This is a genomic window from Marinomonas sp. (assembly GCF_039940335.1).
In the GTDB taxonomy this organism is placed as follows: Bacteria; Pseudomonadota; Gammaproteobacteria; order Pseudomonadales; family Marinomonadaceae; genus Marinomonas.
The window spans coordinates 100,942-125,609 of sequence record NZ_JBDVGW010000016.1; the positions used below are offsets into that span (position 1 = coordinate 100,942).

Here is a 24,668-nt window from a genome sequence, read left to right on the forward strand (position 1 = left end):
ACTTTAAAAACTTATCTAGCTAAGGCACAACCTTAGCTAGATGGACTAGCTTGTTATGTAATTAGCAAGTAACTGGGTTTGGTTTTTCTGGATCTAAGCCAAACTTAGCGATCGCTTCACTAACTACAGATGCATCGATCACACCGTCTTTTACCAGCGCATTCAAAGCAGAAACAACAACCCAATAACGGTTGATCTCGAAGAAGTGACGCAATTGTTCACGTGTATCACTGCGACCGAAACCGTCTGTACCAAGGACATTATAAGTGCCTTTGATGAATGGACGAATTTGATCAGCAAACAATTTAACGTGGTCAGTTGACGCAATAACAGGACCATTGCCTTCTAAGCACTGCTCAACATAAGACAAACGTGCTTCTTCTTCTGGGTGGAGCATGCTCCAACGACTAGCGTCTAAACCTTCACGACGTAGCTCATTGAAAGACGTTACACTCCATACATCGGAATTCACACCGTAATCTTCGAAAAGAATTTTCGCTGCGGCTTCAACTTCACGCAAGATCACACCAGAACCAAGCAATTGAACTTGTTTCTTGTTCGTTTTCTTCTGATTCGTTTGCAGCTTGTACATACCTTTGATGATGCCATCTTCAACGCCTTCAGGCATATCTTCATGGGCATAGTTTTCATTCATCACTGTTAGGTAGTAGAAAACGCTTTCTTTATCTTGGTACATACGACGTAAGCCGTCTTGAACGATTACCGCTACTTCGTATGAGTAAGTAGGATCATAAGATACACAGTTAGGGATCGTACCTGCCAAGATGTGAGAATGACCATCTTCGTGCTGTAGACCTTCACCATTTAGCGTAGTACGACCTGCTGTCGCACCGATCAAGAAACCACGTGCTTGTGAGTCACCTGCTGCCCATGCCAAGTCACCAACACGCTGGAAACCAAACATAGAGTAGTAAATGTACACAGGAATCATAGGTAGATTACTGTTACTGTAAGACGTCGCAAGTGCTAACCATGAAGAGAATGCACCGGCTTCATTGATACCTTCTTGAAGGATCTGACCGTCTTTAGACTCTTTGTAGTACATTATCTGAGTGTGGTCATGTGGCGTGTAACGTTGCCCTTCACAGCTGTAGATACCTAGCTGACGGAACATACCTTCCATACCAAACGTACGTGCTTCATCGGCCAAAATAGGCACAACACGCTCACCGATCTTCTTATCTTTTACCATCACGTTCAATGCGCGAACAAATGCCATAGTCGTCGAAATTTCACGACCTTTAGTTCCGGCGATCTGTGCTTTGAATGCTTCTAGTGAAGGCACTTCAAGCGCTTCACAATCACGACGACGTACTGGGAAATCACCACTCAATTCTTTACGACGAGAGCGCAAGTATTGCATTTCTGGGCTATCTTCAGCAGGACGGTAGTAAGGAAGGTCTTTAAGTTCTTCATCACTGATAGGGATGCCAAACTTGTCACGGAACTGAGCCAAAGACTCTTCATCCAGTTTCTTAGTTTGATGGGCGGTATTTTGTGCTTCAGCCGCCTTGAACATACCGTAACCTTTAACCGTTTGCGCAAGGATAACAGTCGGCTGGCCTTTGTGGGCCGTCGCTTCTGCATACGCTGCATAAACTTTGTAAGGGTCGTGACCACCGCGATTAAGATTCATAATCTCATCGTCAGTCATGTCTTTAACCATCTCTAGCAATTCTGGGTATTTACCGAAGAAATGCTCACGAGTGTAGGCACCACCATTCGCTTTGTAGTTCTGAAGCTCGCCGTCGCAGACTTCATTCATACGCTTAACAAGTAAGCCTTTGGTGTCTTTTTCAAATAATGGGTCCCAATGACGGCCCCATAAACACTTAATAACATTCCAGCCAGCACCACGGAAGACGCCTTCAAGCTCTTGTACAATTTTGCTGTTACCACGAACAGGACCATCTAGGCGCTGAAGGTTACAGTTAATAACAAAGATCAAGTTATCAAGGCTTTCACGACCCGCTAGGGCAATGGCGCCTAGAGATTCTGGCTCGTCACACTCACCATCTCCTAGGAATGCCCAAACTTTACGATCACCTTGATCGATCAAGCCACGGCTATGTTGGTATTTCATTACGTGTGCTTGGTAAATAGCTTGTAGTGGTCCAAGCCCCATAGAAACCGTTGGGAATTGCCAGTAATCGGGCATCAACCAAGGATGTGGGTAAGAGGAAATGCCTTTACCATCAACCTCACGGCGGAAGTTATCAAGCTGTTCATCAGTCAAACGACCTTCAATGTATGAACGAGCATAAATACCTGGAGAAATATGGCCTTGGAAGAACACCATATCAGCTTCTTGTTTACCGTCACCACCACGGAAGAAGTGGTTAAAGCCGATATCATAAAGCGTTGCTGCTGATGAGAAACTCGTGATATGGCCACCTAAAGTAGAATCTACTCGGTTTGCCTTCATTACCATCGCCAATGCATTCCAACGAATAATAGAACGTATACGACGTTCCATAAATACATCACCTGGCAATGGTTTCTCACTTTTAGGTGAAATCGTGTTGCAATAAGGTGTTGTGATTGAAGATGGTAAATTTGTACCCGCTTTTGACGCTTCGCTCGACAATTTATTTAAAATATATTGCGCGCGTTCAGGGCCTTCTTCACGAAGGACAGACTCAAGCGCATCAATCCACTCTTTGGTTTCAATTGGATCAATGTCTTCGAGAATATGCTGCTCAGTCATTGTATTAATAACTCCCGCTATTAGAACAGTACTTAACCAACCAAGGTCAATCTATTTTTTAAAGCCTTGGTGGCTACTTAAACGAACCGTCGGAACAGTATGAATAGCCATAACTATTCCAGCCAACTAACAAAACGGATCTCTACTGAATTCAAGATGCCTGTTTATTTTTTCAATGACATTTTTTTATTATTTTGACTTACGGCGTCACTGCATCGACCACCAAAAGATCTAGTCGGTTCGCTTCCTATTGGGCTTGGTTCATCAAACCCGTAAATACGCTTTTGCAAAACATACAGCTGTACTGCATGGAAACAAAAACACTTAAATCTCTATCAAAGTGAACACTAAAACCTGCATCGTTTTTTATTTTAGATGCGGTCCAATCATAAAATATCCACTGGATTTTTACTTAAAAATACGGTCAATATTTTACGATATATAGGGCATTCGGACGTAAGACTACCATCTAATCAAGAAATCGCCTAGCCACTCAGCCTAAGAATCCATTCACCCCCCCCATAAAAATGGCTATTTGTCATACAGATAGCGCTTTCATTACGACTTGTGATCCTTACCGTTCCGATGCAAAATTGCGAGCAAACACTAACATTCACACAATAGATAGCAGCCATAAAAATTGATTATGTGAGTTTTTGATCCATATTGATCTTTAAAACATCGCACTTTTGTACAAATAACGACCAGTATTTCCATCCATAAATTAGCAAGATCCCACAATTGCAATGGTCAGCAAGCTTTTCATAGAAAACTTAGTGTAAATTGATCACTAAGAAACATTCGTAACTGACTATAGATAAATATACGGCTACAATGTTTGATTTCGCTTAACAAGAATTAGGATAAATCATGGCCTCGCTGGACAATAAAACAACGGAAGACATGAAGATACAAGTCGCTTTCGCTCTTCAAGAGGATATTGGTGATCTTGATATTACCGCCCAATTGATTCCAGAATCTCAACACATTGTAGCCAACGTTATTAGCCGTGAGTTTGCAATCTTATGTGGTCAGCCTTGGGTAGAAGAAGTGTTTCGTCAACTAGACGAATCCGTAATACTAACTTGGCATTTCCAAGAAGGTCATGCTCTTAGTGAAAATCAGGTATTTTTAACCCTAGAGGGCAATGCACGCAGTATTTTAACCGCTGAAAGAACCGCCCTTAATTTTTTACAAACACTTTCGGCAACCGCTACGGTCACTCATAAATATGCAAGCTTAGTGGCCGACAGTAAATTAACCATTCTTGACACTCGTAAGACACTACCGGGTTTACGCCACGCACAAAAATATGCCGTTCGAATCGGTGGCGGGCAAAATCATCGCCTTGGCCTCTATGATGCATTCTTAATTAAAGAAAACCACATCATGGCAGCGGGTTCTATTGTTAATGCTGTTTCCATGGCCAAAGAAATTGCCCCAGGCAAACCTATTGAAGTTGAAACTGAAAATTTATCTGAAGTGGCTATGGCCGTATCCGCTGGTGTCGACATCATCATGTTAGATAATTTCTCTTATGAAGATATGACCCTTGCCGTGAAACAATATGGCCATGGGGTTAAATTCGAGGCATCCGGCAACATGGATCAAGATAAGCTTATCAGGGTCGCTCAAACCGGAGTGGACTTTGTATCCATTGGCGCTCTTACGAAGCACGTACAAGCCATTGACCTCTCTTTAAGGGTAGCTTAGGAGTCATTATGCAAAACAACATATTAGTCGTTAATTGCGGCAGTTCTTCTTTGAAGTTTGCAGTGCTTGCTAATGCAGGTCAGCTAACTCTGGTTGAAGGCATTGCCGAAAGACTGGGTAGCGATGAAAGCGTTATAAGTATTAAGTATGAGGGTGAAAAAACTCAATCACAATTAATAGAAGGCACTCATAAAGAAGCGGTCACTGTGATTAAACAATGGCTAGATCAGCATCCTGATATCTTACAGGGTCTCGTTGGTATTGGACATCGAGTTGTCCATGGCGGTGAAACCTTCGCCTCCTCCATCATAATTGATGAGTACGTTATCAATGGCATTGAAGAGTGTGCTAAATTTGCTCCTCTGCACAGCCCAGCTCACATTAAGGGTATCGAAGTTACTTTTGAACTGTTTCCGGGCATTCCACAGGTGGCGGTTTTCGATACGTCTTTCCACCAGTCACTAGAGGCGGAACAATACCTCTACCCTATTCCCATGTCGTACTACCGTAATCATGGGTTTCGTAAGTACGGTTTCCATGGCACTAGCTACCGATACATTAGCCATCAATTAGCGAAAACTTCCCCAGGCAGTGAACAACAAGGTGTGTTGGTCGCACACTTGGGTAATGGTGCCAGTACCTGTGCCATTAACTGTGGTCAATCCAGTGACACCAGCATGGGCATCACCCCATTAGAAGGGCTGATGATGGGCACTCGAAGCGGCAGTCTCGATCCAAGTCTTATCTCTTTTATTAGCCAAGCCGAAAACATCAGTCAAGACGCTGCTCTAGATGTGCTCAATAAACAAAGCGGCTTATTAGGTGTTTCAGAATTGTCCAATGATTGCCGAACCCTTGAAGAAGCCATGCTCTCAGGGGACGAACGAGCTAAGTTGTCTTTAGATATTTTTGCATCTCGGACAGCGAAATATCTGGCCAGTACAGCCACTACATTAGATAGTATTGATCATTTGGTCTTCACGGGTGGTATTGGTGAGAACTCAATCTACTTACGTGAGCAAATTTGTCAGCGCTTAAAAGCGTTTGGTATCAAACTTGATAATAGCAAAAACCAACAAGCACCTAGAGGCGAGATTAGTAATCTAACTTTTGAAGGTTGTCGAACCCAAATTTGGGTTATTCCAACCAATGAAGAGTTGATGATTGCCCTAGACACTATTTCACTTATTCAGAAATAACCGGGACGACTGATTTGTCGTCTTATAAGGATTTATAACTATGTCAATCAATGTACTAATGACCGTTCCGACAGGACCTGGTGTTGGTTTGACCTCAGTCTCGGTTGGCTTGGTCAGAGCTTTAGAACAACAAGGTCTAAAAGCCAGTTTTTTCAAACCAATTGCTCAACCACAACCGGGGGACACGGGGCCTGACAAATCTACCGCTATGGTCGCACAAGGTTCAACGCTATCCCCTTCCGAGCCTATTCCACTTCATGAAGCCGAGCGCTATCTTTATAATGACAATATTGATGAACTCATGGAAGAAGTGGTTGGTCGTTTTCAGGCCTGCGTTGAAGCTGACTCAACAGTCATTGTGGAAGGCCTTGCCCAGATTCCGGGCCACCCATACGCAACACGCCTTAATAAAGCCATTGCTCGTACGCTAGATGCCGGCTTGGTATTGGTAACCGCACCGAAAGATATGCGCGTTAATGAGTTGGAGCATCATGTGGAAATTGCCGCAGGCTCTTATGGTGGCATTAAAGATCAAGATGTTATTGGCTGTATTCTAAACAAAACTACACCAGGTTCTTTAGGAGTTAAATCCTACGGTGACTTATTTGCCCAACGCAGTATTTTTAAACGCAACTTTAGCCTATTAGGTCAAATACCACGTGCCGAGGAACTTACCTACCCAAGAGTAAAAGACGTAGCAGATTTTCTTCAAGCCAAAGTGGTTAATGCGGGTGAGATGGAAAGCCGTCGAGTGCATTCTTATACTTTATGCGCCCGCGGTGTTGAAAATATGCTAGAAGCACTAAAACCTGGAGTGTTAGTTTTCACTCCAGGAGATAGAACCGATATCATCATGGCCACCGCTATTGCTGCTTTGAACGATACCAAGATTGCCGCGCTCGTTTTAACCGGCAATTACCAACCAAGCGAAGCACTTATGGCTTTGTGTGGTAAAGCCATGGCAAAAGGCCTACCAATTCTTTCTGTCGCATCCAATAGCTGGGAAACTGCAATTAATATGCAATCGTTTAACCAAGAAATACCGCTTGATGACAAAGAGCGTATTTTGAATGTTAAAGAGCATATTGCGCGTTGTATTGACCATGATTGGATCAATTCATTTGCCCTTAACCAAGATGAACGCAAACTTTCACCACCTGCTTTCCGTTATCGTTTAATTGAGCAAGCTCGCTCACTTAACAAACGTATCATCCTGCCTGAAGGAGAAGAACTGCGCACCATACAAGCCGCTTCAATCTGTGCAGAGCGTGGCATTGCCCGCTGCACCCTATTAGGCAATGAAGCAGAAATTATTCGTATCGCACAAAACAACGGCATTGAATTGAGTCATGGTGTAGAAATACTTGATCCTGCCAGTATTCGTGATCGCTATGTGGCACCTATGGTTGAACTTCGTAAACATCGTGGTTTGACGGATATTGTTGCCAGAGAACAACTTGAAGACAATGTTGTATTGGGTACCATGATGCTCCAAACCAACGATGTTGACGGTCTGGTATCGGGTGCCATTCACACCACAGCCAACACCATTCGTCCTGCATTACAATTAGTGAAAACCTCTCCTACGGCATCTCTTGTTTCTTCAGTGTTCTTTATGTGCTTGCCGGATCAAGTACTCGTTTATGGTGACTGCGCCATCAATCCAGACCCAACAGCAGAGCAACTGGCTGAAATCGCAATTCAAAGTGCTGACTCGGCAACAGCATTTGGTATTGCACCCAAAGTTGCCATGATCAGCTATAGTACTGGCGGCTCGGGTACAGGCAATGATGTGGATAAGGTCCGTGAAGCAACACGCATAGCTCAAGAATTGCGCCCTGATCTGTTAATCGACGGTCCGCTTCAATACGATGCCGCCATCATGGAAAAGGTAGCAAAACAAAAAGCACCAGACAGTAAAGTGGCAGGTAAAGCTACCGTGTTTATCTTCCCTGATTTGAATACTGGTAACACGACCTATAAAGCCGTTCAGCGAAGCGCTGATGTGGTCAGTATTGGACCTATGCTGCAAGGTATTCGCAAACCCGTTAACGATCTCTCTCGTGGCGCCTTAGTAGACGATATTGTTTACACCATTGCCATTACTGCCATTCAGGCAGGACAGGTTGCCCATTAATTTGGCCCTTAAAAATAAATCCAACTCAGCCGTTTACTGAGTTGGATTTATTTAATATGGTGACTAAACTTAAATTGTTTCATTTACTCATTTGGTGATTTAAATGTCAGGTAGCCTTCCTCATGCTATAGCCGCTTCAAGCACCTTAAGTGTTAACCAACGGCCTATACAGGAGCAGTTCGATCAACGAACTGATGACGATACCAGTCTTGCTGCCCAACACTCCAGAAATGCCAAAGCATCCAGTGATTTGGTCGTTACTGTATCCGAAGAAAGCCAGGCCCTCGCCGAACAAAATCGTCAATTGTCAGTTGATGAGCTAAAACAACAAGCAGAACAACTTAATCAACAACGACAGCTAGAACGTCAAAGAGAAGAATACCTTGCTCGTGAGCAACTGCTTATTGAAGAGCAACAACAGCTAGAGCGCTACCAACAGCAAACCAGAATAGGAGATCGGCTTGATACATTAGCCTAATCCATATCTACGCTTAAGCAGGATGCTAGAGCGTATATCTTCAAGGAGAGAAGAATGAGAATCCGACGCTTACAGGGTGGCTTCACCCTATTAGAACTAATGGTCGTTATCGCGATCATCTCAATCATTGCCAGCCTATCCGCTCCTTCTTTTGTTCGTCAAATCGCCAAGGCCAAATTAGTTGAAGCACAAAACATCGCTACACAGCATCAAGCCATAGTAGAAGAGTTCATACTAATTAATGGCGTTTTTCCCTCCTCAACACAATTCGATCTTTTAAAGCGGAGCCTCACACATGACTCCATCGTCAAATCAATTAGTGTTAATGACAACAACGGGGTTACTGGTCATATCGTCATTAGCTTAAATGCCGACACAGGGGTTGATGATGGACAGTATTTTGATTACCAACGAGACAGCGCTCAAAACTGGCAATGTACATCAGACCTTGAGCAAGCCCTACTTCCTGGTCATTGTCAGGAGAATACAGAATGACTCTAGAGCAAATTCTCAGTAACGCTATTTCGTCTCAAGCGACAGATATTCATATAGCCCACATGAACGATCTTACTTATATATCTCAGCGGATTTATGGCCAGCTAGAAGCTGTCGAGCAGCAAAAGCGAGATTGCCAATTGGTCAACAGAATTAAAATGCGGGCTAACTTGGATTTATCGGAAACTCGGCGCAGCCAAGAAGGTCAATTCTTATACGAAGACCACAACTGCCACTGCTTTGTTCGTGTCAGCATCATTCCAACAATAAAAGGGGAAAAAGTGGCATTACGGTTATTGCCAGACAAACAAAGACGAAACTTGGCTGAACTTGGTTTTACAAAACCTTTATTGAACAGTTTAGAAACCACTCTTGGTCTCGCCCATGGTTTAATTTTAGTGTGCGGGGCAACAGGGGCTGGAAAAAGTACAACGTTATACGCGTGCTTGGATAAATTAAACACAGGAAAAAGAAGTATTTTTACTATTGAAGACCCAGTTGAATATGAAATTCCAGGATTGATTCAATGTGAGCCCAACGATGCCATTGAAATGAGTAGCCTTAACTTATTAAAGTCTTTTCTTCGACAGGATCCAGATGTCATCATGGTCGGTGAAATCCGCGACGCACTAACCGCGAATTTAGCGGTTGGCGCCGCCCTAACTGGACACTTAGTACTTGCCACACTACACACAAATTCACCTCTAGATGCCATTCATCGCTGTAGAGGTTGGAACGTGGATTTTTTCTCCTTGGTCAGTTCCCTTCACCTTATTATCCACCAAACCATGTATTACAAGAGCACATTCGCCAGCGCAATTTTTAGTGCCATCGAACCTAACTGGAATGACACGCTACCCAAAAGCTATGAAGAGTTAATCGATCAACCTTCCCTTTGGAATGGCTATTAGAAAGATAAAAGTGAGCTTACCCATGCCGTGGTTTAAAGTTTATACCGCTAAGAATGAATACGAATTTCGTTTCGAAGAGGATCAAGAAACACTACTTTATGAGTACCTAGGATTTGGTTTTTGGCATGTTAAGATCCGCCTGTGGAAGCCAAAACTTTTTCATTATAAAGGCCTGTTATATTTTTATAGAGAATTACACAGCGCGATGCTCTCAGGGCTTCAGCTTACTGATGCCTTTAAACACTTATCTGGATCTAATACCAACCAAAGCTTCTGTGATATCAACCAAGCAATTTTAGATGAAATACACCGAGGCAAAGGCCTAAACACAATCCTCACACGATTATCTCATGATCAAACTCAAGCCTTTTGTCAATTAATCAATGAACGCGGCTCCAGAGAAGATTGCATCGCGAGTCTCGAATTATCCATTTCTCAATTGGATGCGCTGCTTTCTTGGTCTAGTAGGCTAATTAAAACCTTGATGTATCCTAGTTGTATCATTCAGATTGCTTTCATCATGATGTTGGCAAACCAAATACTACTACCCACTGATCGACCAGATAGCAATATGGACTCAACCATTCTCCTCGCTCAATACGCTTTGATTACAGGCTTCCAAACCCTGTTATTCAGATCACTTATAACGGGTCATGCTTGCACTTACCTTGAAAAGTACAATGAGCACTTTCGGTTAACTAAACTTTTTATCATTATCAACACCCTTCGAAAATCCGGTTACGCCTTTCAGCAAGCCCTGCAACAGATGCCTAATTATTTTGTTCATCAGGGGCTACAAACTGAAATACTCAAAACCTACTACGCCTTAAAACTTGGTAAAAGTTACGCAGAGAGCTTCCCTAAAAATTGGTTTCCAGCGCACGCTAAACTAGCCCTTCATAGTGCAACTAAAGATGGCAATATTGAGCGTGCATTAACTCTAGCGGCGTCTCAGCATGAAAAGCGCTGGCAGCAAAACATCAACCTTTTTGAGAAAACCATCCCTGTCATCTGCCTGTTGATAGCAGGCGGCTTTGTAACTAAGACACTACTGGCGCTATACAGCCCTATGTTTAGTCTTTCACCATGACGGATCAAGCACTAACCTTAGCTATTATCTTCCTAAGCCCTTTTCTAGGCGGTTATAGTGCTTATTTTTGTCTGAACTGGCCCAAACAACAGAATTTTCTATGGCGCAAGGAAGCCCACGAAATTCTCAACCTAGAATTCAAGCCGTCTAGCTATTCTGGGGCTTTTTGGAATACCGACTGCTGTAAACACAGACTCCATATTCAACATCGTCTTCCTATCATTGCATATTTTTTTAACCGCGGTAGATGCCCATTTTGCAAAAAGTCACTTAATAAACTTTACCTTTGTTTGGAGGTGACACACTTAATGTTTGCCGTTCTACTTTGTCTAGTCACACCCGATGTGACCAGCCTTCTTTTAAATTTTTTCATCATTAGCGCTTTGTTAACACTGTCTCAAATCGACTTTACGCTTGGGCTCATACCCGACGAATGTTGTCTAGCTATCCTTATTAGTGCCCTAATTTTGAGGTTATACAACGACTCATTGTCTAACCACGTTCTTGCTATGATCATTGCCTTTGTGTCACTGCTTACATTGAGGTACATTTTTTCAATGATAAAAAAGCAAGAAGTCATGGGGCTTGGTGATGTAAAGCTTTACTCAGTATTGGGAGCGTGGCTGGGTCTTAATGCTTTAACTGGAGTGATACTGGGTGCAAGCCTTTTGGGCATCTTGTACACTTTAGTTATGCTTATCGCTAATCCAAGAATAAGCAGATCATCCCAGATAGCTTTTGGGCCCTTTTTGGCAATATCAGGAATAATAGCGTTCTTTTATTATGCAACATAATCCCCCTATTATTGGTCTTGCTGGTGGTATAGGTTCCGGCAAAAGCACCATTGCAAATCTGTTTAACGACCTTGGCATTCAATCCGTAGACGCTGACGATGTGGCGAGAGAAACGGTTGCAATCGGCTCAGATTGCCTTGCAGAAATACACTTACGATATGGTGATGACATCTTGCTAGACGATGGGTCACTCAATAGAGGTAAACTCAGGGGTATCGTGTTCAATAACAGTAACGAAAGAACATGGCTTGAACAACTCACTCATCCCGCCATTAGAAAGCAGCTACTAGAGCAGCTCCGTCAAGCCACTTCACACTATGTATTAATGGTTCATCCGCTTCTTTTTGAAACCGGTCAAAATAGTCAATGTAGATTCACCATCGCTATTGATGTGCCATTGTCATTACAGCGGTTACGTGTCGTCAATCGCGACAATACCAGTGAAGTCGATGCGGATAAAATAATAGCCTCTCAGTTAAGTAATGATGAACGACTCTCTAAAGCTGACTTTGTATTGGAAAATACTGGCAATATTATTGATTTGAATGGTAAAGTTCATAGATTACACAAAGAAATTTTAGAGTTATTATGACGGATAACAAAATATCACAAGCAAAAATTGCTTGTCCGACTTGCAATAAAAAAGTGGTCTGGTCCACAGAGAATCCGGATCGACCATTTTGCAGCTCGAAGTGTAAACTCATTGATTTAGGCGAATGGGCAAATGAATCTTACGCAATCCCCCAACAGACCTCAGAAGAGGACGAGATATTTTCAGAAGATCTGAGGGTTGATGCGAATAAATCATTTTTATAATTCTTAAACAGGAAGTTTACAAAACATGCATTCTCAAAACTTTTCAAAGAAAAAAGCACTGCTGATAGAAGATATGGCTGAAGCGCGTATTATGCAGAAAAAAATGCTTAATGACTTTGGATTTGGCTCCATTGAGATTGCCATGAAGGCAGAAATTGCCATCGAATTACTACAAAACACCACCTTCGATGTCATATTGTCAGATTACAATCTTGGTCGTGGTAAAGATGGTCAGGAACTTTTGGAAGAGTTGCGCCATTCTAATCTTATTCCTCACACCACAACTTATTTAATGGTAACCGCTGAAACGTCTATTGAAATGGTAATGGGCGCTATTGAATTCCAACCAGACGGCTACATTACTAAACCCTTCTCTCAAGCAGTATTACAACGTCGACTCAATAAGATGTTAACCATGAAGGAAAAATTACTTCCGGTTAATCTAGCTTTAGACGCGGACGACCTTAAGAAAGCCATCGCAGAAGCAAAAATTATTGCTGAGCAACATCCACAGCTAGCGGGTAGATGCCAGCGTATTGTTGGTGAAAGCTACCTAAAACTTAAAGACTACCGTAATGCTATTGCTGTCTTTAATAAAACCCTTAATGAGCGGAAAATGCCTTGGGCATTGTTCGGTAAAGCGCAAGCAAAGTTTCACATTGGCGAGTTAGATAAAGCGGAACAGATGTTCCGTCAACTCATGATGGACAACCGTTTCTTTGTAAGTGCTTATGACTGGTTAGCCAAAATCAAGATGGCGCAGAACTTACCACAAGAAGCTCAGCAAGTTTTAATTGATGCTGTTGAACGTTCACCAAAAAACCTGATGCGTCAAATAGAATTGGGCAAGATTAGTCTCTCTCTAGGAGATTACGAAATTGCTGAGACAGCCTACCGTCGAGCGGTTTTCCTAGCGAAAAATTCTTGCTATAACAGCCCAGAAATATATTTCGGACATCTTAATTCTATTGTTAAAATAGCTCAGGAAGAGCACTTGCTCAGTCGACATGAGGGTAATTTTAACAATACACTTAAAAAACTTCACAACTTGTTTTTTGACCAACCTTCTGTGCGAGCTACCTGCTACTCTTATGAAATCGACTTGCTCCTTGCCAAAGATGATAAGAAAAATGCTAAACAAGTATTCAATGCTTGGAGTACAGAATCCAGTTCAAAACAAGCTACCCCTTTAAGTGATGAACAAAGAGCTGCTTACCAAACTGCTTTCGGAGCCTGACTATGAAAAACTTGGATATCAGTACCATATTAGCCAGTGCCATTCACGAGAGCAAAAATCAAGTTGGCACTTTGTTGTACAAGTTACAATCGCTAAAAGATACTCTTCCTCAAAGTGACCACAACCAGGTCAAGATAGTTACCATTGAGGAGTCTTTAAAAAAGCTCAATGATGAATGGGTTGAATATCTGTATCTCTATAAACTTGCCTCTGATGGTTATGAATTACATATAGATACTTTTTTAATGGACGAATTCCTAGACGATCAGACCTTTGCTTTACAGCCTTCCGCTAATGCTAAGTCACTCGAACTAGATTACCAATGTGATTCAAGGCTCATTGGTACATTTGATGAAAGATTAATGACTGCTGTGGTAAGTACGGCTGTTTATAATGCCATTCGCTTTGCAAAATCTAAAATCCTGATTAACGCTAGTCTGGATAATGACTTCTTAGTGCTCGCTATTGATGATGATGGCAAAGGCTTTGATAGTGACTTATTAGAAGGTAACAGTGAATTTGATGAATCCAATACAGGTTTAGGGCTTTATTTCTCTGCCCTTTCGGCAGATGCCCATCAGCTTAAAGAGAAGAAAGGTTATGTTAAACGTGAAGCATCATCACTTCTTGGTGGCGCACGCTTAGCGGTTTACTTACCTCAATAAAAATTTTTACAACACATGATAAATCAGGTCCGCCTATGGTTTTAATGCGGACCTTTTTAATACCTATCTAATACCTAGCGCTTGATATTGCTCACCACTAGGAAAATGGCACCAAATAAAATCCCCCAAAATGCGGAAGCAATGCCCGCGAATGACAATCCAGACACCGTCACTAAAAAAGTCACTAATGCGGCCTCACGAGTGACTTCTTCACCCAGTGCATTTTTTAAGTTGGTTGCAATGGTGCCAAACAAGGCTATCCCAGCTAAGGCTGCGATCATTGCAGTAGGAAAGATAGAAAACATAGCGACAACTGTGGCACCTGCCATACCCGCAAGCATATAGAAAACTCCCGCAGACAAACCTGCAATGTAACGTTTAGCAGGGTCTTTATGGCACTCGTCACCTGAGCAAATAGCGGCGGTAATGGCAGCTAAATTAAAGGCAAAACCGCCTAAAGGGGCTAGGACAACCCCAGCAATACCCGTCCAATAGATAAGGGGAGAAGCTGGTGCTTGATAGCCAGCGTTTTTCATTACCACCACACCCGGAATATTCTGTGAGGTCATGGTAACAATATAAAGAGGAATACCAATCCCAATAATGGCGCCTAGATTCCATTCTGGCCACACCCAATGAAAGCTACCCAATGCCAGGGGAATCTCCCCCATACTAGCACTACCTTCATTCAATAAAACCCAAACGACACCTGTCACTAACACCACTAACACTGAATAACGAGGGACTACTAATTTGCTAACCAAGTAAGCCAACAACATAGCCCCCACTAAGAAAAAGTTACTTTCAAAGGATGTGAAAACAGCAAGACCAAAATTAAACAGAACCCCTGCTAACATGGCACAGGCTATTGGTAATGGCACCCAGCGCATCAGTTTATCAAAGCCACCTGTCAACCCTGTGATAACAGCTAAGCCACTAGCGAATACAAATACACCAATGGCTTCGGGATAACTTATCGCACCTAGGCTGGTCGCCAAGAGCGCAGCCCCTGGTGTCGACCACGCAGTAATTACGGGTGCTTTATACCATAAGGACAGAAAGAAGCAGCTCAACCCCATTCCAAGTCCAAGCGCCATAATCCAAGAAACGATTGTAGCGGAGTCAGCCCCTGCCGCTTGAGCCGCCTGGAAAACAATCGCAACAGAGCTTGCAAAACCGATTAAGACGGCAACAAAGCCTGCCACAATAGCGCTAACGCTTAAGTCCTTTAAAACATTTAACACTCATTTTCCTTAATATAATAAAAACGCCCTTATAGGGCGCTTGATATCAAAAATAACGTGCTCACGAACATTGCTACGGTTGCTTTTCGCAGGTTTTTACACCTTCAGGTATCTGATACCAATCTTGCTTTTCATTGGTCCAAATATGAATGGCGGGCTCAAGAATACTGGTATCTTCTAGTGTTGAAGGTTTCAGTTTGATGCTGTCAGGCTCAGCAGGATTATAATGATATAAACGGTTACCACAATTTGTGCAAAACTTTGCAGCGCTGATATTACCACTATCAGCTGGACGTTGCCATTCAGCCATCTCGCCTTCAAAACGAATATTTTTACTGTCTACAAATGCCGTTAAGCTGAAGGCGCTCGTAGAAAGTTTTTGGCATTCACGACAGTGGCAAGCCGCCACCATGGCTGGCGCGGCTAATAGCTCATAAGTGACTTGCCCGCACTGACAAGCGCCTTTAATCGGATACTTTGCTTCACTCATTATGTCTTCTCACATCGTCATTGAACATGTTTAACTACGAAGCTTATTAAGCTGATAAGTGAATTATTACACCTTAGAGCACAGTTAGGTTCAAGAATCTTTGCATAAAAAATGCAGCACTAAGGCTGCATTCTTTAATCTAAATACAGTCAGTGCTATTTTTCAGCACGACCTGCAAATTTACGCTCTTCCACATTCACTTTAATGCGGTCACCCGTAGAGATATGTTCGGGGACCTGCACTGTTGCACCGGTTGAAAGTACCGCAGGCTTTGTTCTAGATGTCGCTGAGGCACCTTTGATAGATGGGTCTGTTTCAACCACTTCCAATTCCACATTGGTGGGCATATCCAGCGCGACAGGTGAGTCGCTGACCAAAATAACCTGGATACCTGCGGTTTCTTCATTAATGAAAAGCACTTCTTCTTCAATGGATGCCTTGTTCAGATTGTACGGTGTGTAGTCTTCTGTATCCATAAAGACATATTCTTCACCGTCCAAATAAGAAAACATCGCCGGACGGCGCACAAGATCAGCCAAATTGATCATATCTGAGTCTTTAAAAGTCTCATCCACTTTTCTGCCTGTTACCACATCGTACATACGCATGCGATACAGGCTTCCACCAGCTCGGCCTTGAGGCACAGAGCGCTCAATATCTTTTACGATAAAAGTCTTTCCATCATGATCGATGGCAACATTTTTTTTAATTTCAGATGCTTTTGGCATTCTCTATATCCTGATAAAAACCATTAAAATAAACACGCAATACAAACTTAAGTCTGTCGCCTAGTGTCGCAAAACAAACGATACTGTCATCTAGACTTCGCCCTTAAATATCGCCAATCAATCCTCAGCCTTCATAGCAGTACTGGCCATTATTTGATGTAAAGGATACAGCACATCAGCTCCTAAGATTTTAGCCCGCTCAGGTGACCAACCGACGATTTCATCGGGTAAGTTTTGGTTATCTTTAAAGGGCATCTCTAAGGTTAACGCCAAACAACGATAAGTCTCCCCCACCCATTTGGTTGCAACAGTTAAATTCGCTTCACCAAATTGGTCTGGGGTATAACCCATCTCCGTTTGAAAATCTGGGCTAACCGCACAAAATGCATCTTTGAAAATACTTTCCAGACTGGCCATTCGTTCATCGAAAGAAGGCACGCCCTGACACCCATCCACAAAATTGACGGCTAAGGCTTCATCTCCATGTATATCCAAGAAGACATCTACGCCTGTTTCGGCCATTTTTTTCTGTACGGCCAACACTTCTGGACTGAACTCTTTACTCGGATTTTTCCACTCGCGGTTCAAGTTCACGCCCTTGGCGTTGACTCTTAGATTTCCGTGAACCCCTCCATCTGGGTTCATATTGGGGACAACGTAAAAGCGACACTGGTTCAGTAAGGATCGAGCAATAGGATGGGACTCATCAAACAAACGCTCTAACAGCCCTTCGACAAACCACTCTGCCATCGTTTCACCGGGATGCTGGCGTGCAATAATCCAAACATTCTTAGCTAAACCTTGAGTTTTACTTACTTCTAAAAGCGTAATATCGCGACCTTCAGCGGTTTCACCAATATGATCGGTTATGCAATCTTCATGGCTGGCCGCCCAAGCCAGCATGTCTAAATGGCGCTCATAGCTGTAAGGGGCAAAGTAAGCGTAGTAAACACTGTCTTGTTCTGGCTGGTGATGTATAACCAGCTTTCCGTCATTGTACTCTGTAGGTACACGGAACCAATATTCACGATCATAAGAAGCAACAGCCTGATAATCCACCCAACCAGCTGGATAAGCCGCTTGGCTGGCATTCTCAAAATGAATCACACATTGTTCGCCCATTCCGCCTTGTAATCGAAAATAAAACCACTGTAGGAATTTAGAGTTTGTATCGTTAGGGATTTTTACTCTAATATTGTCTGGTTCCGTCGCGTCAATAACGGAAATATTACCGCCATCAAATTCACTACTTATCTTGATTCGGCTGGTCATTCGCTTATTCCTTACACTTAAATTGTGATTCTATATTATGGCAAGTTTACCTATATTCATAACGGCTGTCGCTAATTCTTCCGATGAGCCAGCTTTCCCATTACTCTTTACTTGGTCTACTCACGAAGCACAAGTTAAAGAAGTTTTAGTCATACCCGATGATGCTTGGTTGGAAAATCACACAATTGAATCCAACGCATTAGATTTGGATGAGCAACAGCTCTATGAGTTTGGTTATGAAGCCAGTGATATTTTAGCGGAATGGATAAACGAATTCGATACGGATGTGGTGTACGCACTTGAGCCTGAAATGATTACACCTTTGATTGAAGCGACTTATGATGCTAAAGGTTTAGAGCCTAGTTTTGAAGTACAAAGTATTTATAACTGGTTTGATGAGCGCGATGTACAACTAGATGAAGTAATCAATGACATGGGAATCCATACACCCTTACATCTTTTACCACCAGATGAACTGATCATGCAATTGCTACAAGTTGCGGCAGATCATCAGCTTATAAACCTAGAGGATATTCAAGAAGCGTAAAATAATCTAAGAATTAAATAGGTTTGGATACCGTTTATATACGGCATCCAAACTGGAAATATTATTGATAAGTGCCGCGAGCTGGACGTTCGTTTTCAATGGTAAAGATCATACCGTCTAGAAGCTCTGCAAGGTCCGGACGTGCTGCTGGGCCATTGGATATCGCCGCAATTTGGACACTACCATCTGGTCGCAAGCAAAATACTGCCGGTTCAGAGAAAGGACCATCCGCTTCATTAGCACTCAGAGGCTCACTGATATAAACACCAAGCTTTTTCATATCCTCAATGCTTAGCTCACAAGCAATTGGGAAAGTCCAGTTAAACTCAGCAACATCCTGCTGAGCTTTGGCTTGAGAATCTGCGGAGACAGTCATGATATCGAAACCTGCATCTGCCCAAGCCTGTTGCTGCCCCTGTAAAATATTCAAATATTTTTTACAGCGCCCACAATGCTTGCCGCGGTAAACAATCACCAGTTGCCACTTACCATTTGCTTGACCGATTGTTATTTGCTCACCGTCCAACACAGATTTTGCTGTGAAGTTAGGAAGTGCCTTACCAGCATCAACTTTATGACTTGTCATCTATCATTCTCCAGTATTTTAATTATTGGATTTTGAGTGTCACAAATAATCATACAATAGTCACTTAAATGAATAAATTTGTGCAATTCTTCCTTATTGTCTGACCATACTACTTAAGTAAACAACTTTCTTGTTTCATGAAGGTTATTTATTCAGTAACCTCTCACGTTTATTTCATGATGTGGATTATCCTAACTGATGCGCACCTTATTATTTTTAGCTTTACTACTCATCGTTTGTAATGATGCCCATGCCAAACTGAATTTTTCTACTATTAAAGACTATGCAGAATTATCCAACGGAACTTATTTAAACGACGAAGCACTCGGACAGATTTTAGAAGAGAAACAGCGCCAACTAGTACATCAGGCAACCTTTACAAACTCACAGGTAAGCTTTTACCTAAGCTCAAATGACGACATACAAACCATTGCCATTCGTGGCACCGCTAATCTTGAGAACGTGATGCTGAACCTTAACCTTGCGCTGCAAACAGACACCACTTTAGCCATAAGTTTGCATCAAGGTTTTGCCAGTGCCGCCCGTGCGGTTTATCAAGAAGTCCAACCCTTCTTAGCCCCAGACATGCCAATCTCTACCACAGGACATAGCTTGGGTGGTGCCATTGCCGTTATTTTAGCTATGTATCTTGAACAGGATGGTTACGATTTACAGCAGGTCATTACCTTTGGTCAACCTAAAGTCACCAACGTTAGTGGCGCAAAAAAATTTATCGCCCTCCCCTTGCTACGGGTTGTTACTCCAGAAGATATCGTGCCACTCGTGCCACCCATTAGTCCGTTACAAATAACCAACCTTGATATATTTTGGCACATGGGGGATGAGATAATTTTACAAGGAAAAAATCAGTATGCGCTTACGACAGGTATAAAAAGCATGCTACGTGCCACTAAATTCGGCAGTAGCATTCCTAGTGAAAAGAACTTAATAGCACATAAAATGATGACATATCTTGCTAAGCTCAACGAGCTTCAGCAAGAGTCTCAAGAAGTGACCTACAAGACAGACATCAATGTGTTTGGCTTTACACTGGATTAAGCCCTAGGAGAAAGCCATGGCCTCTAGAGCAATCTAGAGGCGCAAACCTATAGGCAAGCTTTCCCCTAACAAGGCATTTAGCTCATCATCATTGATTTCATCTAAGCTGTTTAAGCGCTCTAACCACTGGCTTGGGCATTTATCTTTCTTAAGTTTGTTGGCCACTTTTTTACGATACATCGGCATTTTATCGGTTTCATCAAGACACACTTGAGACATCAAAACAGCAGCCAAACCTGCTTGTTTACGCTTTTTCCAATCTTCTTTTAGACAAGCATCTAAAATAGGGTAAAGCTGTGTTTCAGGCAGTTTGTCAGCACTTTGCCCTGAGAGTAAATGTCTGGAAGCCAAACGCCCAACACTCCACCATGCGGTATCAGGCTCAGACGATTTGTTTAATCGTTTGAGCAAACAAGCCAATAAAGCTTGCTTATCCTCAAGAGCCAAAGCTTCCAAAGCCCCCACCAAGCGAATGAGATCGTCGCTTGATCGAGTCGTTAGCGCTTTCATCTTTTCACGCGAACGCTGCCCTGCTGGCGAGTAGAATTGATTAAACTCTTTTAATAAAACTTGTTGATCCATTACACTTAGACCACCAGCGATACGCCTGTACAATGTCCAGTACTGCCCCCATACTGGTGCAGAATCATGCAGCGCCCCCGCTTTAGTCAGGTTAATAACCTGGTCTACCCGAGGTTTATCTGCGGCATCACCACAACCGGGTCGTAAACAAAACCCTACTAGCTGTAACCATTGGCGTTCATGGACAGGGGACTTACTGCGGCCTGATTTAAGACTCAGCAACTTATCAACTAAGCGCCTTGAAGTGGCTAGATTCCAAGTCTCACGGCTTCCCAATAGTTGATCTAAATCTTGTTTTAAAGATTTCACCAAATCAGGGAATTGTTTCTGCCCAACATTAGAGAAACACTTCATCAAGTGTTCTTCGGCGGCGCCGGTATTAGCATGCAGCAACTCTTCTTGGGATGAAGAAGCCAACTCTTCTTTTGCTTGTGTAGAAAAATCTAACTGCCATTGGTCATTAGAATCCCTTGCCACAAGGCTAACCTGCAACACACCTACTTCAGTAAGCTGGGCGCTCACTTGCACCGCCACCTGTTCATCTTGGCATTGGCTATCAAGCTCAGTAGTTAGATTCGACACATAATGCATACCTGAAGCGTCATGAATCGTCCCAGGGAGACACTCGATGAAATCTTCAGCGCGGTATAAAGGGAATTGTACGGGTTCATCCACAGCCACATAAAATGTCTGCTCTAGGGTGGTCACTTGGGCACTATGGGTTCCTTTCGGCAAAATGCCCACAAACTGATCATCAGCCAATTGTAGATATAAACTATGAGCAGCCCCACTTTCTATACCCTTACCGTCTCCTGCTAGAGCACTTAGGTACAAGGCGGCACCTTTAGCCACTGCTGCATTAGGCTCTGGCGCTAAACAGCTCAGTAAAGGATGGTCAGACCATGAAGCCAGTTGATCAAGAAAGCGCTGCTTTAAAATTTGGCTGTTAAACAGTCCACCGTTAAATAATACAGCGTCTGGCATACTGTGGCCTGTCGCAGCAACAATTAATGATTGGTGCTGGGTCAAAAATGCACCCAGATGACGAGTGAAGGCGGCATCCGCTTCATACGGTAAGCCTAGTGTATGCATGCCATAGCTACTTTTCACGACCTTATCGTGCAGGGTCACGTTAGGCAAAAAACCTGTTTCCACTTGTTCGAGTAAGGCCTGCTGATACACATCAAATTTTTGCGAACCGCCAATTAAACGGCGACCGCCACCCAGCACAGTAATACTGACTTTTTCAGGAGCATTTGCGGCTAACAACTGCTCTTTCGCTTGGCGTGTTTGTTGTACCAGTGCGGCCAATCGGCTGGTAGACAACGCAGAAATTTGCTGAGGGTCCAATTGGAAAGCTAGAGCTTGGTCAAGATTATCCCCCCCAAGCAGGAGGTGGTCCCCAACAGCAATCCGTTTTAGGGTGATCTCATCGGTTTGGGTATTAGATGGTTTTATTTCTACTAAGCTGAAATCGCTTGTGCCGCCACCAATATCCACCACTAAGAGCATTTTTTTATCGGCAATCGCAGCCAACTTGGCTTCATCATTCATATAATGATAACAAGCCGCCTGAGGCTCTTCTAATAGGTATAAATGTTTCAAACCTGCTAGGTTCGCCGCTTCCAGCGTCAATGCACGAGCTTCTTCATCAAAGGATGCTGGCAGCGTCAAAGCCACTTCTTGCTCTTCCAATAAGGCCTCTGGGAATTGCTGATTCCAACTTGCCCGAATATGCGCCAGCAAGATTTTACTGGCTTGCAACGGGCTAAGTTTTTGGCCGTTTTCACTGCCCCAAGGCAGAATTTTTGCTCTTCTATCGACCTTACTATGACTTAGCCAACTCTTAGCACTTTGTACGAGTTGATCCGCTCGTCGCTGGCCTAAAGCCAAGGCACCAGTTCCCACAATACAAGCGAGATTATCGTATGCTGCCTTTGTCCAAGGCAAAACAGCCGAGGATGTTTCATCTTCTGCCAATAGATAAATAGCGCTAGGCAGATATTCAAACACCTGTACGGAGTTATCCGCCATCACTTGCGGTATCGATAATAGCAGAGGGTCTGATGCTCCCGCTGTAAGGTAAGAAACCACACAGTTCGTGGTACCTAAATCAATACCCACTCGATAGCTACTTGTTGACATTAAGACTCCCTAACTAAAAACTCGATTGTCCAACTTAGCTCAGATTGACTGTCGTGAGCTTGCAACAATAGCAAACCGAGCTCTGTCACTTGCGCGGTTAAGTACACGCGCACCATTTCCCCCGCCTGATAATGCCCCGCTTCTAAGCTTACTGACAAAGGACTCAATTCCAATAGCTTACCAATAGCGAAAGAGCTAATCACCTTGCCAATATTATCCGTTTCACCATCTTGTGATTGGAAGAATCGGAAGGTCACCGTTTCTCCCACAATCAATGAAAATTCATTAGGCAACATAAGCTCACTTGAGCCTTCTTCCAAGCCAAATGGTGCAACACACAAAGCATCGACAGGTGTTGGCATACCAGGGATAGCGGGCATAGGACTGGCGATACCAATATAGTAATTAGCCGCTAGACCACTTTTAACTTTAACGCCGCCCTCGGCCTGAGTCTGTGCATAAAAAGTTGCGCCTTTAGCCACCGCATAATCTAAGTGACTTGGCACCAACATAACAGGAGAGTTTTCCTGCAGAAGAGCGGCTAATTGAGCTTCGATGCGCTGGCGAATCATGCTGGCATTAAAGACACCACCATTAAGTAATACTTTGTTAGGTTTGGCATCATGCTGGGCTAAGAATTCGCTAATATGACGAGTGATAGCAGGGTCTGTTTCATAATCTAAGTTAATAGTGCTGAAACCACTACGAGGCGTTTTATGAGCACGCTCACCATAACTAACCTCTGGAAAAAAACCTTGCAATAGTAGGGTTTCTACATCCGCTTGAGTCAGTGTTGCTTTGATGCTGTTATTGAATAAACTACGACCACGGCTGGGCACCACCACACTGACTTCAGCGAGGGAAGCATCCGCCAATAAACGTTCTTTGGCTTGTCGACAAGCTTGGGTTAAACCACTAATTTGCCACGCTTCCAGTTGTGTCCCGGAATGAGCCAGTTGTGCGGCAAGATGATAACTAAGAGTCATATCCATGTTATCGCCACCAAGCAAGATATGTCTACCTACAGCGACACGTTCAAGACCTAACGCACCGTCTTTCTCAACCGCTTGGATCAAGGACAGATCGGTTGTACCGCCACCCACATCCACGATCAAAACCTGATCATCAACCGTGAGTTTATCTGCCCAGTTAGATTGCTCCCCTAACCAGGCATAAAACGCCGCTAACGGCTCTTCAATTAAGCGCGCACGTAGTCCTAATTGTTGCGCGACCTGTTCTGTCGCAGCCCTTGCCGCCGGATCGAAAGAAGCAGGCACAGTAATCACCACGTCTTGCTCAGCCATAACAGCATCTGGAAAGGCAAGATGCCATGCCTGAACCAAATGCTCTAGCAGGGCTTGAGTAATATGCTGAGGAGAAACCTTAGCAACTTCGTCTAAAGCATCTATCGGTAAAACCGCCTCATCTACTGAAACACTTGCGTGGCACAACCAGCTTTTTGCACTCTGTACCATACGTCCAGAAGACTTTGCTCCCAACTCTCGAGCAAATTGGCCAATCACACTAGAGGCTTTTCCCCACGGTAGTTGCAAATCACTTTCTAGAAATTCTGTTTTATGAGGGTAATAAACAAATGACGGCAATAATGCCAATTCATCAACCTGCCCTGGGGCAACCAATTGAGGAATTTTTAAAGCTTTAATATGCCCTGAATTGTCACCATTTTTAGCAGAATAGAACACGGCCGAATGCGTGGTACCGAGGTCGATACCAATGAAATACTGACTCATG

At 43.3% G+C, this 24,668-nt stretch carries 22 protein-coding genes; 14 read left to right on the forward strand and 8 right to left on the reverse strand.

Annotated elements, in window-relative coordinates; genetic code table 11:
• Nucleotides 1-61 precede the first annotated feature (61 nt).
• Nucleotides 62-2,728 (reverse strand): pyruvate dehydrogenase (acetyl-transferring), homodimeric type, encoded by a 2,667-nt coding sequence (gene aceE, locus ABJF92_RS15550; protein WP_446816687.1) that lies wholly within the window; start codon nucleotides 2,726-2,728, stop codon nucleotides 62-64.
• 870 nt (nucleotides 2,729-3,598) lie between these two features.
• On the opposite strand from aceE, the gene nadC reads away from it, so the two are divergent.
• The 12 genes from nadC to ABJF92_RS15610 all read left to right on the forward strand — a co-directional run bounded on the left by nadC (nucleotide 3,599) and on the right by ABJF92_RS15610 (nucleotide 14,263).
• Nucleotides 3,599-4,441, forward strand: coding sequence for a carboxylating nicotinate-nucleotide diphosphorylase (gene nadC, locus ABJF92_RS15555; RefSeq protein ID WP_446816688.1), 843 nt, complete (start codon nucleotides 3,599-3,601; stop codon nucleotides 4,439-4,441).
• Nucleotides 4,442-4,449: 8 nt separating this feature from the next.
• A complete protein-coding gene (locus ABJF92_RS15560) occupies nucleotides 4,450-5,640 on the forward strand; it encodes an acetate/propionate family kinase (RefSeq protein WP_446816689.1) in 1,191 nt (396 codons plus the stop codon).
• Nucleotides 5,641-5,680: 40 nt separating this feature from the next.
• On the forward strand, nucleotides 5,681-7,777 hold the full coding sequence (gene pta / locus ABJF92_RS15565) for a phosphate acetyltransferase (protein ID WP_446816690.1): 2,097 nt from the start codon (nucleotides 5,681-5,683) through the stop codon (nucleotides 7,775-7,777).
• Nucleotides 7,778-7,880: 103 nt separating this feature from the next.
• The gene (locus ABJF92_RS15570) at nucleotides 7,881-8,255 is read left to right on the forward strand and encodes a hypothetical protein (protein ID WP_446816691.1); all 375 of its coding nucleotides are present in this window, start codon (nucleotides 7,881-7,883) and stop codon (nucleotides 8,253-8,255) included.
• A gap of 54 nt (nucleotides 8,256-8,309) precedes the next feature.
• Nucleotides 8,310-8,750, forward strand: coding sequence for a pilin (locus tag ABJF92_RS15575; protein ID WP_446816692.1), 441 nt, complete (start codon nucleotides 8,310-8,312; stop codon nucleotides 8,748-8,750).
• Nucleotides 8,747-9,661: a GspE/PulE family protein gene (locus ABJF92_RS15580; RefSeq protein WP_446816693.1), complete on the forward strand. Its 915-nt coding sequence runs from the start codon at nucleotides 8,747-8,749 to the stop codon at nucleotides 9,659-9,661. Before ABJF92_RS15575 ends, ABJF92_RS15580 begins: the two co-directional genes overlap by 4 nt.
• Nucleotides 9,662-9,683: 22 nt before the next feature.
• Entirely contained in the window at nucleotides 9,684-10,751 is a 1,068-nt protein-coding gene (locus ABJF92_RS15585) for a type II secretion system F family protein (protein ID WP_446816694.1), read from the forward strand.
• Entirely contained in the window at nucleotides 10,748-11,545 is a 798-nt protein-coding gene (locus tag ABJF92_RS15590; RefSeq protein WP_446816695.1) for a prepilin peptidase, read from the forward strand. The genes ABJF92_RS15585 and ABJF92_RS15590 overlap by 4 nt, the downstream gene beginning before the upstream one ends.
• Nucleotides 11,535-12,137 (forward strand): dephospho-CoA kinase, encoded by a 603-nt coding sequence (coaE, locus tag ABJF92_RS15595; RefSeq protein WP_446816696.1) that lies wholly within the window; start codon nucleotides 11,535-11,537, stop codon nucleotides 12,135-12,137. The genes ABJF92_RS15590 and coaE overlap by 11 nt, the downstream gene beginning before the upstream one ends.
• Nucleotides 12,134-12,361 (forward strand): DNA gyrase inhibitor YacG, encoded by a 228-nt coding sequence (gene yacG, locus ABJF92_RS15600; protein WP_446816697.1) that lies wholly within the window; start codon nucleotides 12,134-12,136, stop codon nucleotides 12,359-12,361. The genes coaE and yacG overlap by 4 nt, the downstream gene beginning before the upstream one ends.
• Before the next feature lie 25 nt (nucleotides 12,362-12,386).
• On the forward strand, nucleotides 12,387-13,598 hold the full coding sequence (locus tag ABJF92_RS15605) for a response regulator (protein WP_446816698.1): 1,212 nt from the start codon (nucleotides 12,387-12,389) through the stop codon (nucleotides 13,596-13,598).
• Nucleotides 13,599-13,600: 2 nt separating this feature from the next.
• Nucleotides 13,601-14,263, forward strand: coding sequence for a sensor histidine kinase (locus tag ABJF92_RS15610; protein WP_446816699.1), 663 nt, complete (start codon nucleotides 13,601-13,603; stop codon nucleotides 14,261-14,263).
• Nucleotides 14,264-14,337: 74 nt separating this feature from the next.
• Here the strand turns inward: ABJF92_RS15610 and ABJF92_RS15615 are convergent, their stop codons facing one another.
• The 4 genes from ABJF92_RS15615 to ABJF92_RS15630 all read right to left on the reverse strand — a co-directional run bounded on the left by ABJF92_RS15615 (nucleotide 14,338) and on the right by ABJF92_RS15630 (nucleotide 17,997).
• Nucleotides 14,338-15,507: a benzoate/H(+) symporter BenE family transporter gene (locus tag ABJF92_RS15615; RefSeq protein WP_446816700.1), complete on the reverse strand. Its 1,170-nt coding sequence runs from the start codon at nucleotides 15,505-15,507 to the stop codon at nucleotides 14,338-14,340.
• A 73-nt stretch (nucleotides 15,508-15,580) separates the two neighbouring features.
• Nucleotides 15,581-15,997: a GFA family protein gene (locus ABJF92_RS15620; RefSeq protein ID WP_446816701.1), complete on the reverse strand. Its 417-nt coding sequence runs from the start codon at nucleotides 15,995-15,997 to the stop codon at nucleotides 15,581-15,583.
• Nucleotides 15,998-16,152: 155 nt separating this feature from the next.
• On the reverse strand, nucleotides 16,153-16,725 hold the full coding sequence (efpL, locus tag ABJF92_RS15625) for an elongation factor P-like protein EfpL (protein WP_446816702.1): 573 nt from the start codon (nucleotides 16,723-16,725) through the stop codon (nucleotides 16,153-16,155).
• 117 nt (nucleotides 16,726-16,842) lie between these two features.
• Nucleotides 16,843-17,997, reverse strand: coding sequence for a M14 family metallopeptidase (locus tag ABJF92_RS15630; protein WP_446816703.1), 1,155 nt, complete (start codon nucleotides 17,995-17,997; stop codon nucleotides 16,843-16,845).
• Nucleotides 17,998-18,034: 37 nt separating this feature from the next.
• Here ABJF92_RS15630 and ABJF92_RS15635 point away from each other — a divergent pair, with 37 nt between their 5' ends.
• Nucleotides 18,035-18,544 carry a hypothetical protein gene (locus tag ABJF92_RS15635; RefSeq protein WP_446816704.1) on the forward strand — a complete coding sequence of 170 codons (510 nt, stop codon included), beginning with the start codon at nucleotides 18,035-18,037 and terminating at the stop codon, nucleotides 18,542-18,544.
• Nucleotides 18,545-18,605: 61 nt separating this feature from the next.
• Here ABJF92_RS15635 and ABJF92_RS15640 read toward each other — a convergent pair whose 3' ends face one another.
• Nucleotides 18,606-19,130: a peroxiredoxin family protein gene (locus ABJF92_RS15640; RefSeq protein WP_446816705.1), complete on the reverse strand. Its 525-nt coding sequence runs from the start codon at nucleotides 19,128-19,130 to the stop codon at nucleotides 18,606-18,608.
• 198 nt (nucleotides 19,131-19,328) lie between these two features.
• Here ABJF92_RS15640 and ABJF92_RS15645 point away from each other — a divergent pair, with 198 nt between their 5' ends.
• A complete protein-coding gene (locus tag ABJF92_RS15645) occupies nucleotides 19,329-20,189 on the forward strand; it encodes a lipase family protein (RefSeq protein ID WP_446816706.1) in 861 nt (286 codons plus the stop codon).
• 33 nt (nucleotides 20,190-20,222) lie between these two features.
• Here the strand turns inward: ABJF92_RS15645 and ABJF92_RS15650 are convergent, their stop codons facing one another.
• The gene (locus tag ABJF92_RS15650; RefSeq protein ID WP_446816707.1) at nucleotides 20,223-22,916 is read right to left on the reverse strand and encodes an Hsp70 family protein; all 2,694 of its coding nucleotides are present in this window, start codon (nucleotides 22,914-22,916) and stop codon (nucleotides 20,223-20,225) included.
• Nucleotides 22,916-24,667, reverse strand: coding sequence for an Hsp70 family protein (locus tag ABJF92_RS15655; protein WP_446816708.1), 1,752 nt, complete (start codon nucleotides 24,665-24,667; stop codon nucleotides 22,916-22,918). The genes ABJF92_RS15650 and ABJF92_RS15655 overlap by 1 nt, the downstream gene beginning before the upstream one ends.
• Between the last annotated feature and the right edge of the window lies 1 nt (nucleotide 24,668).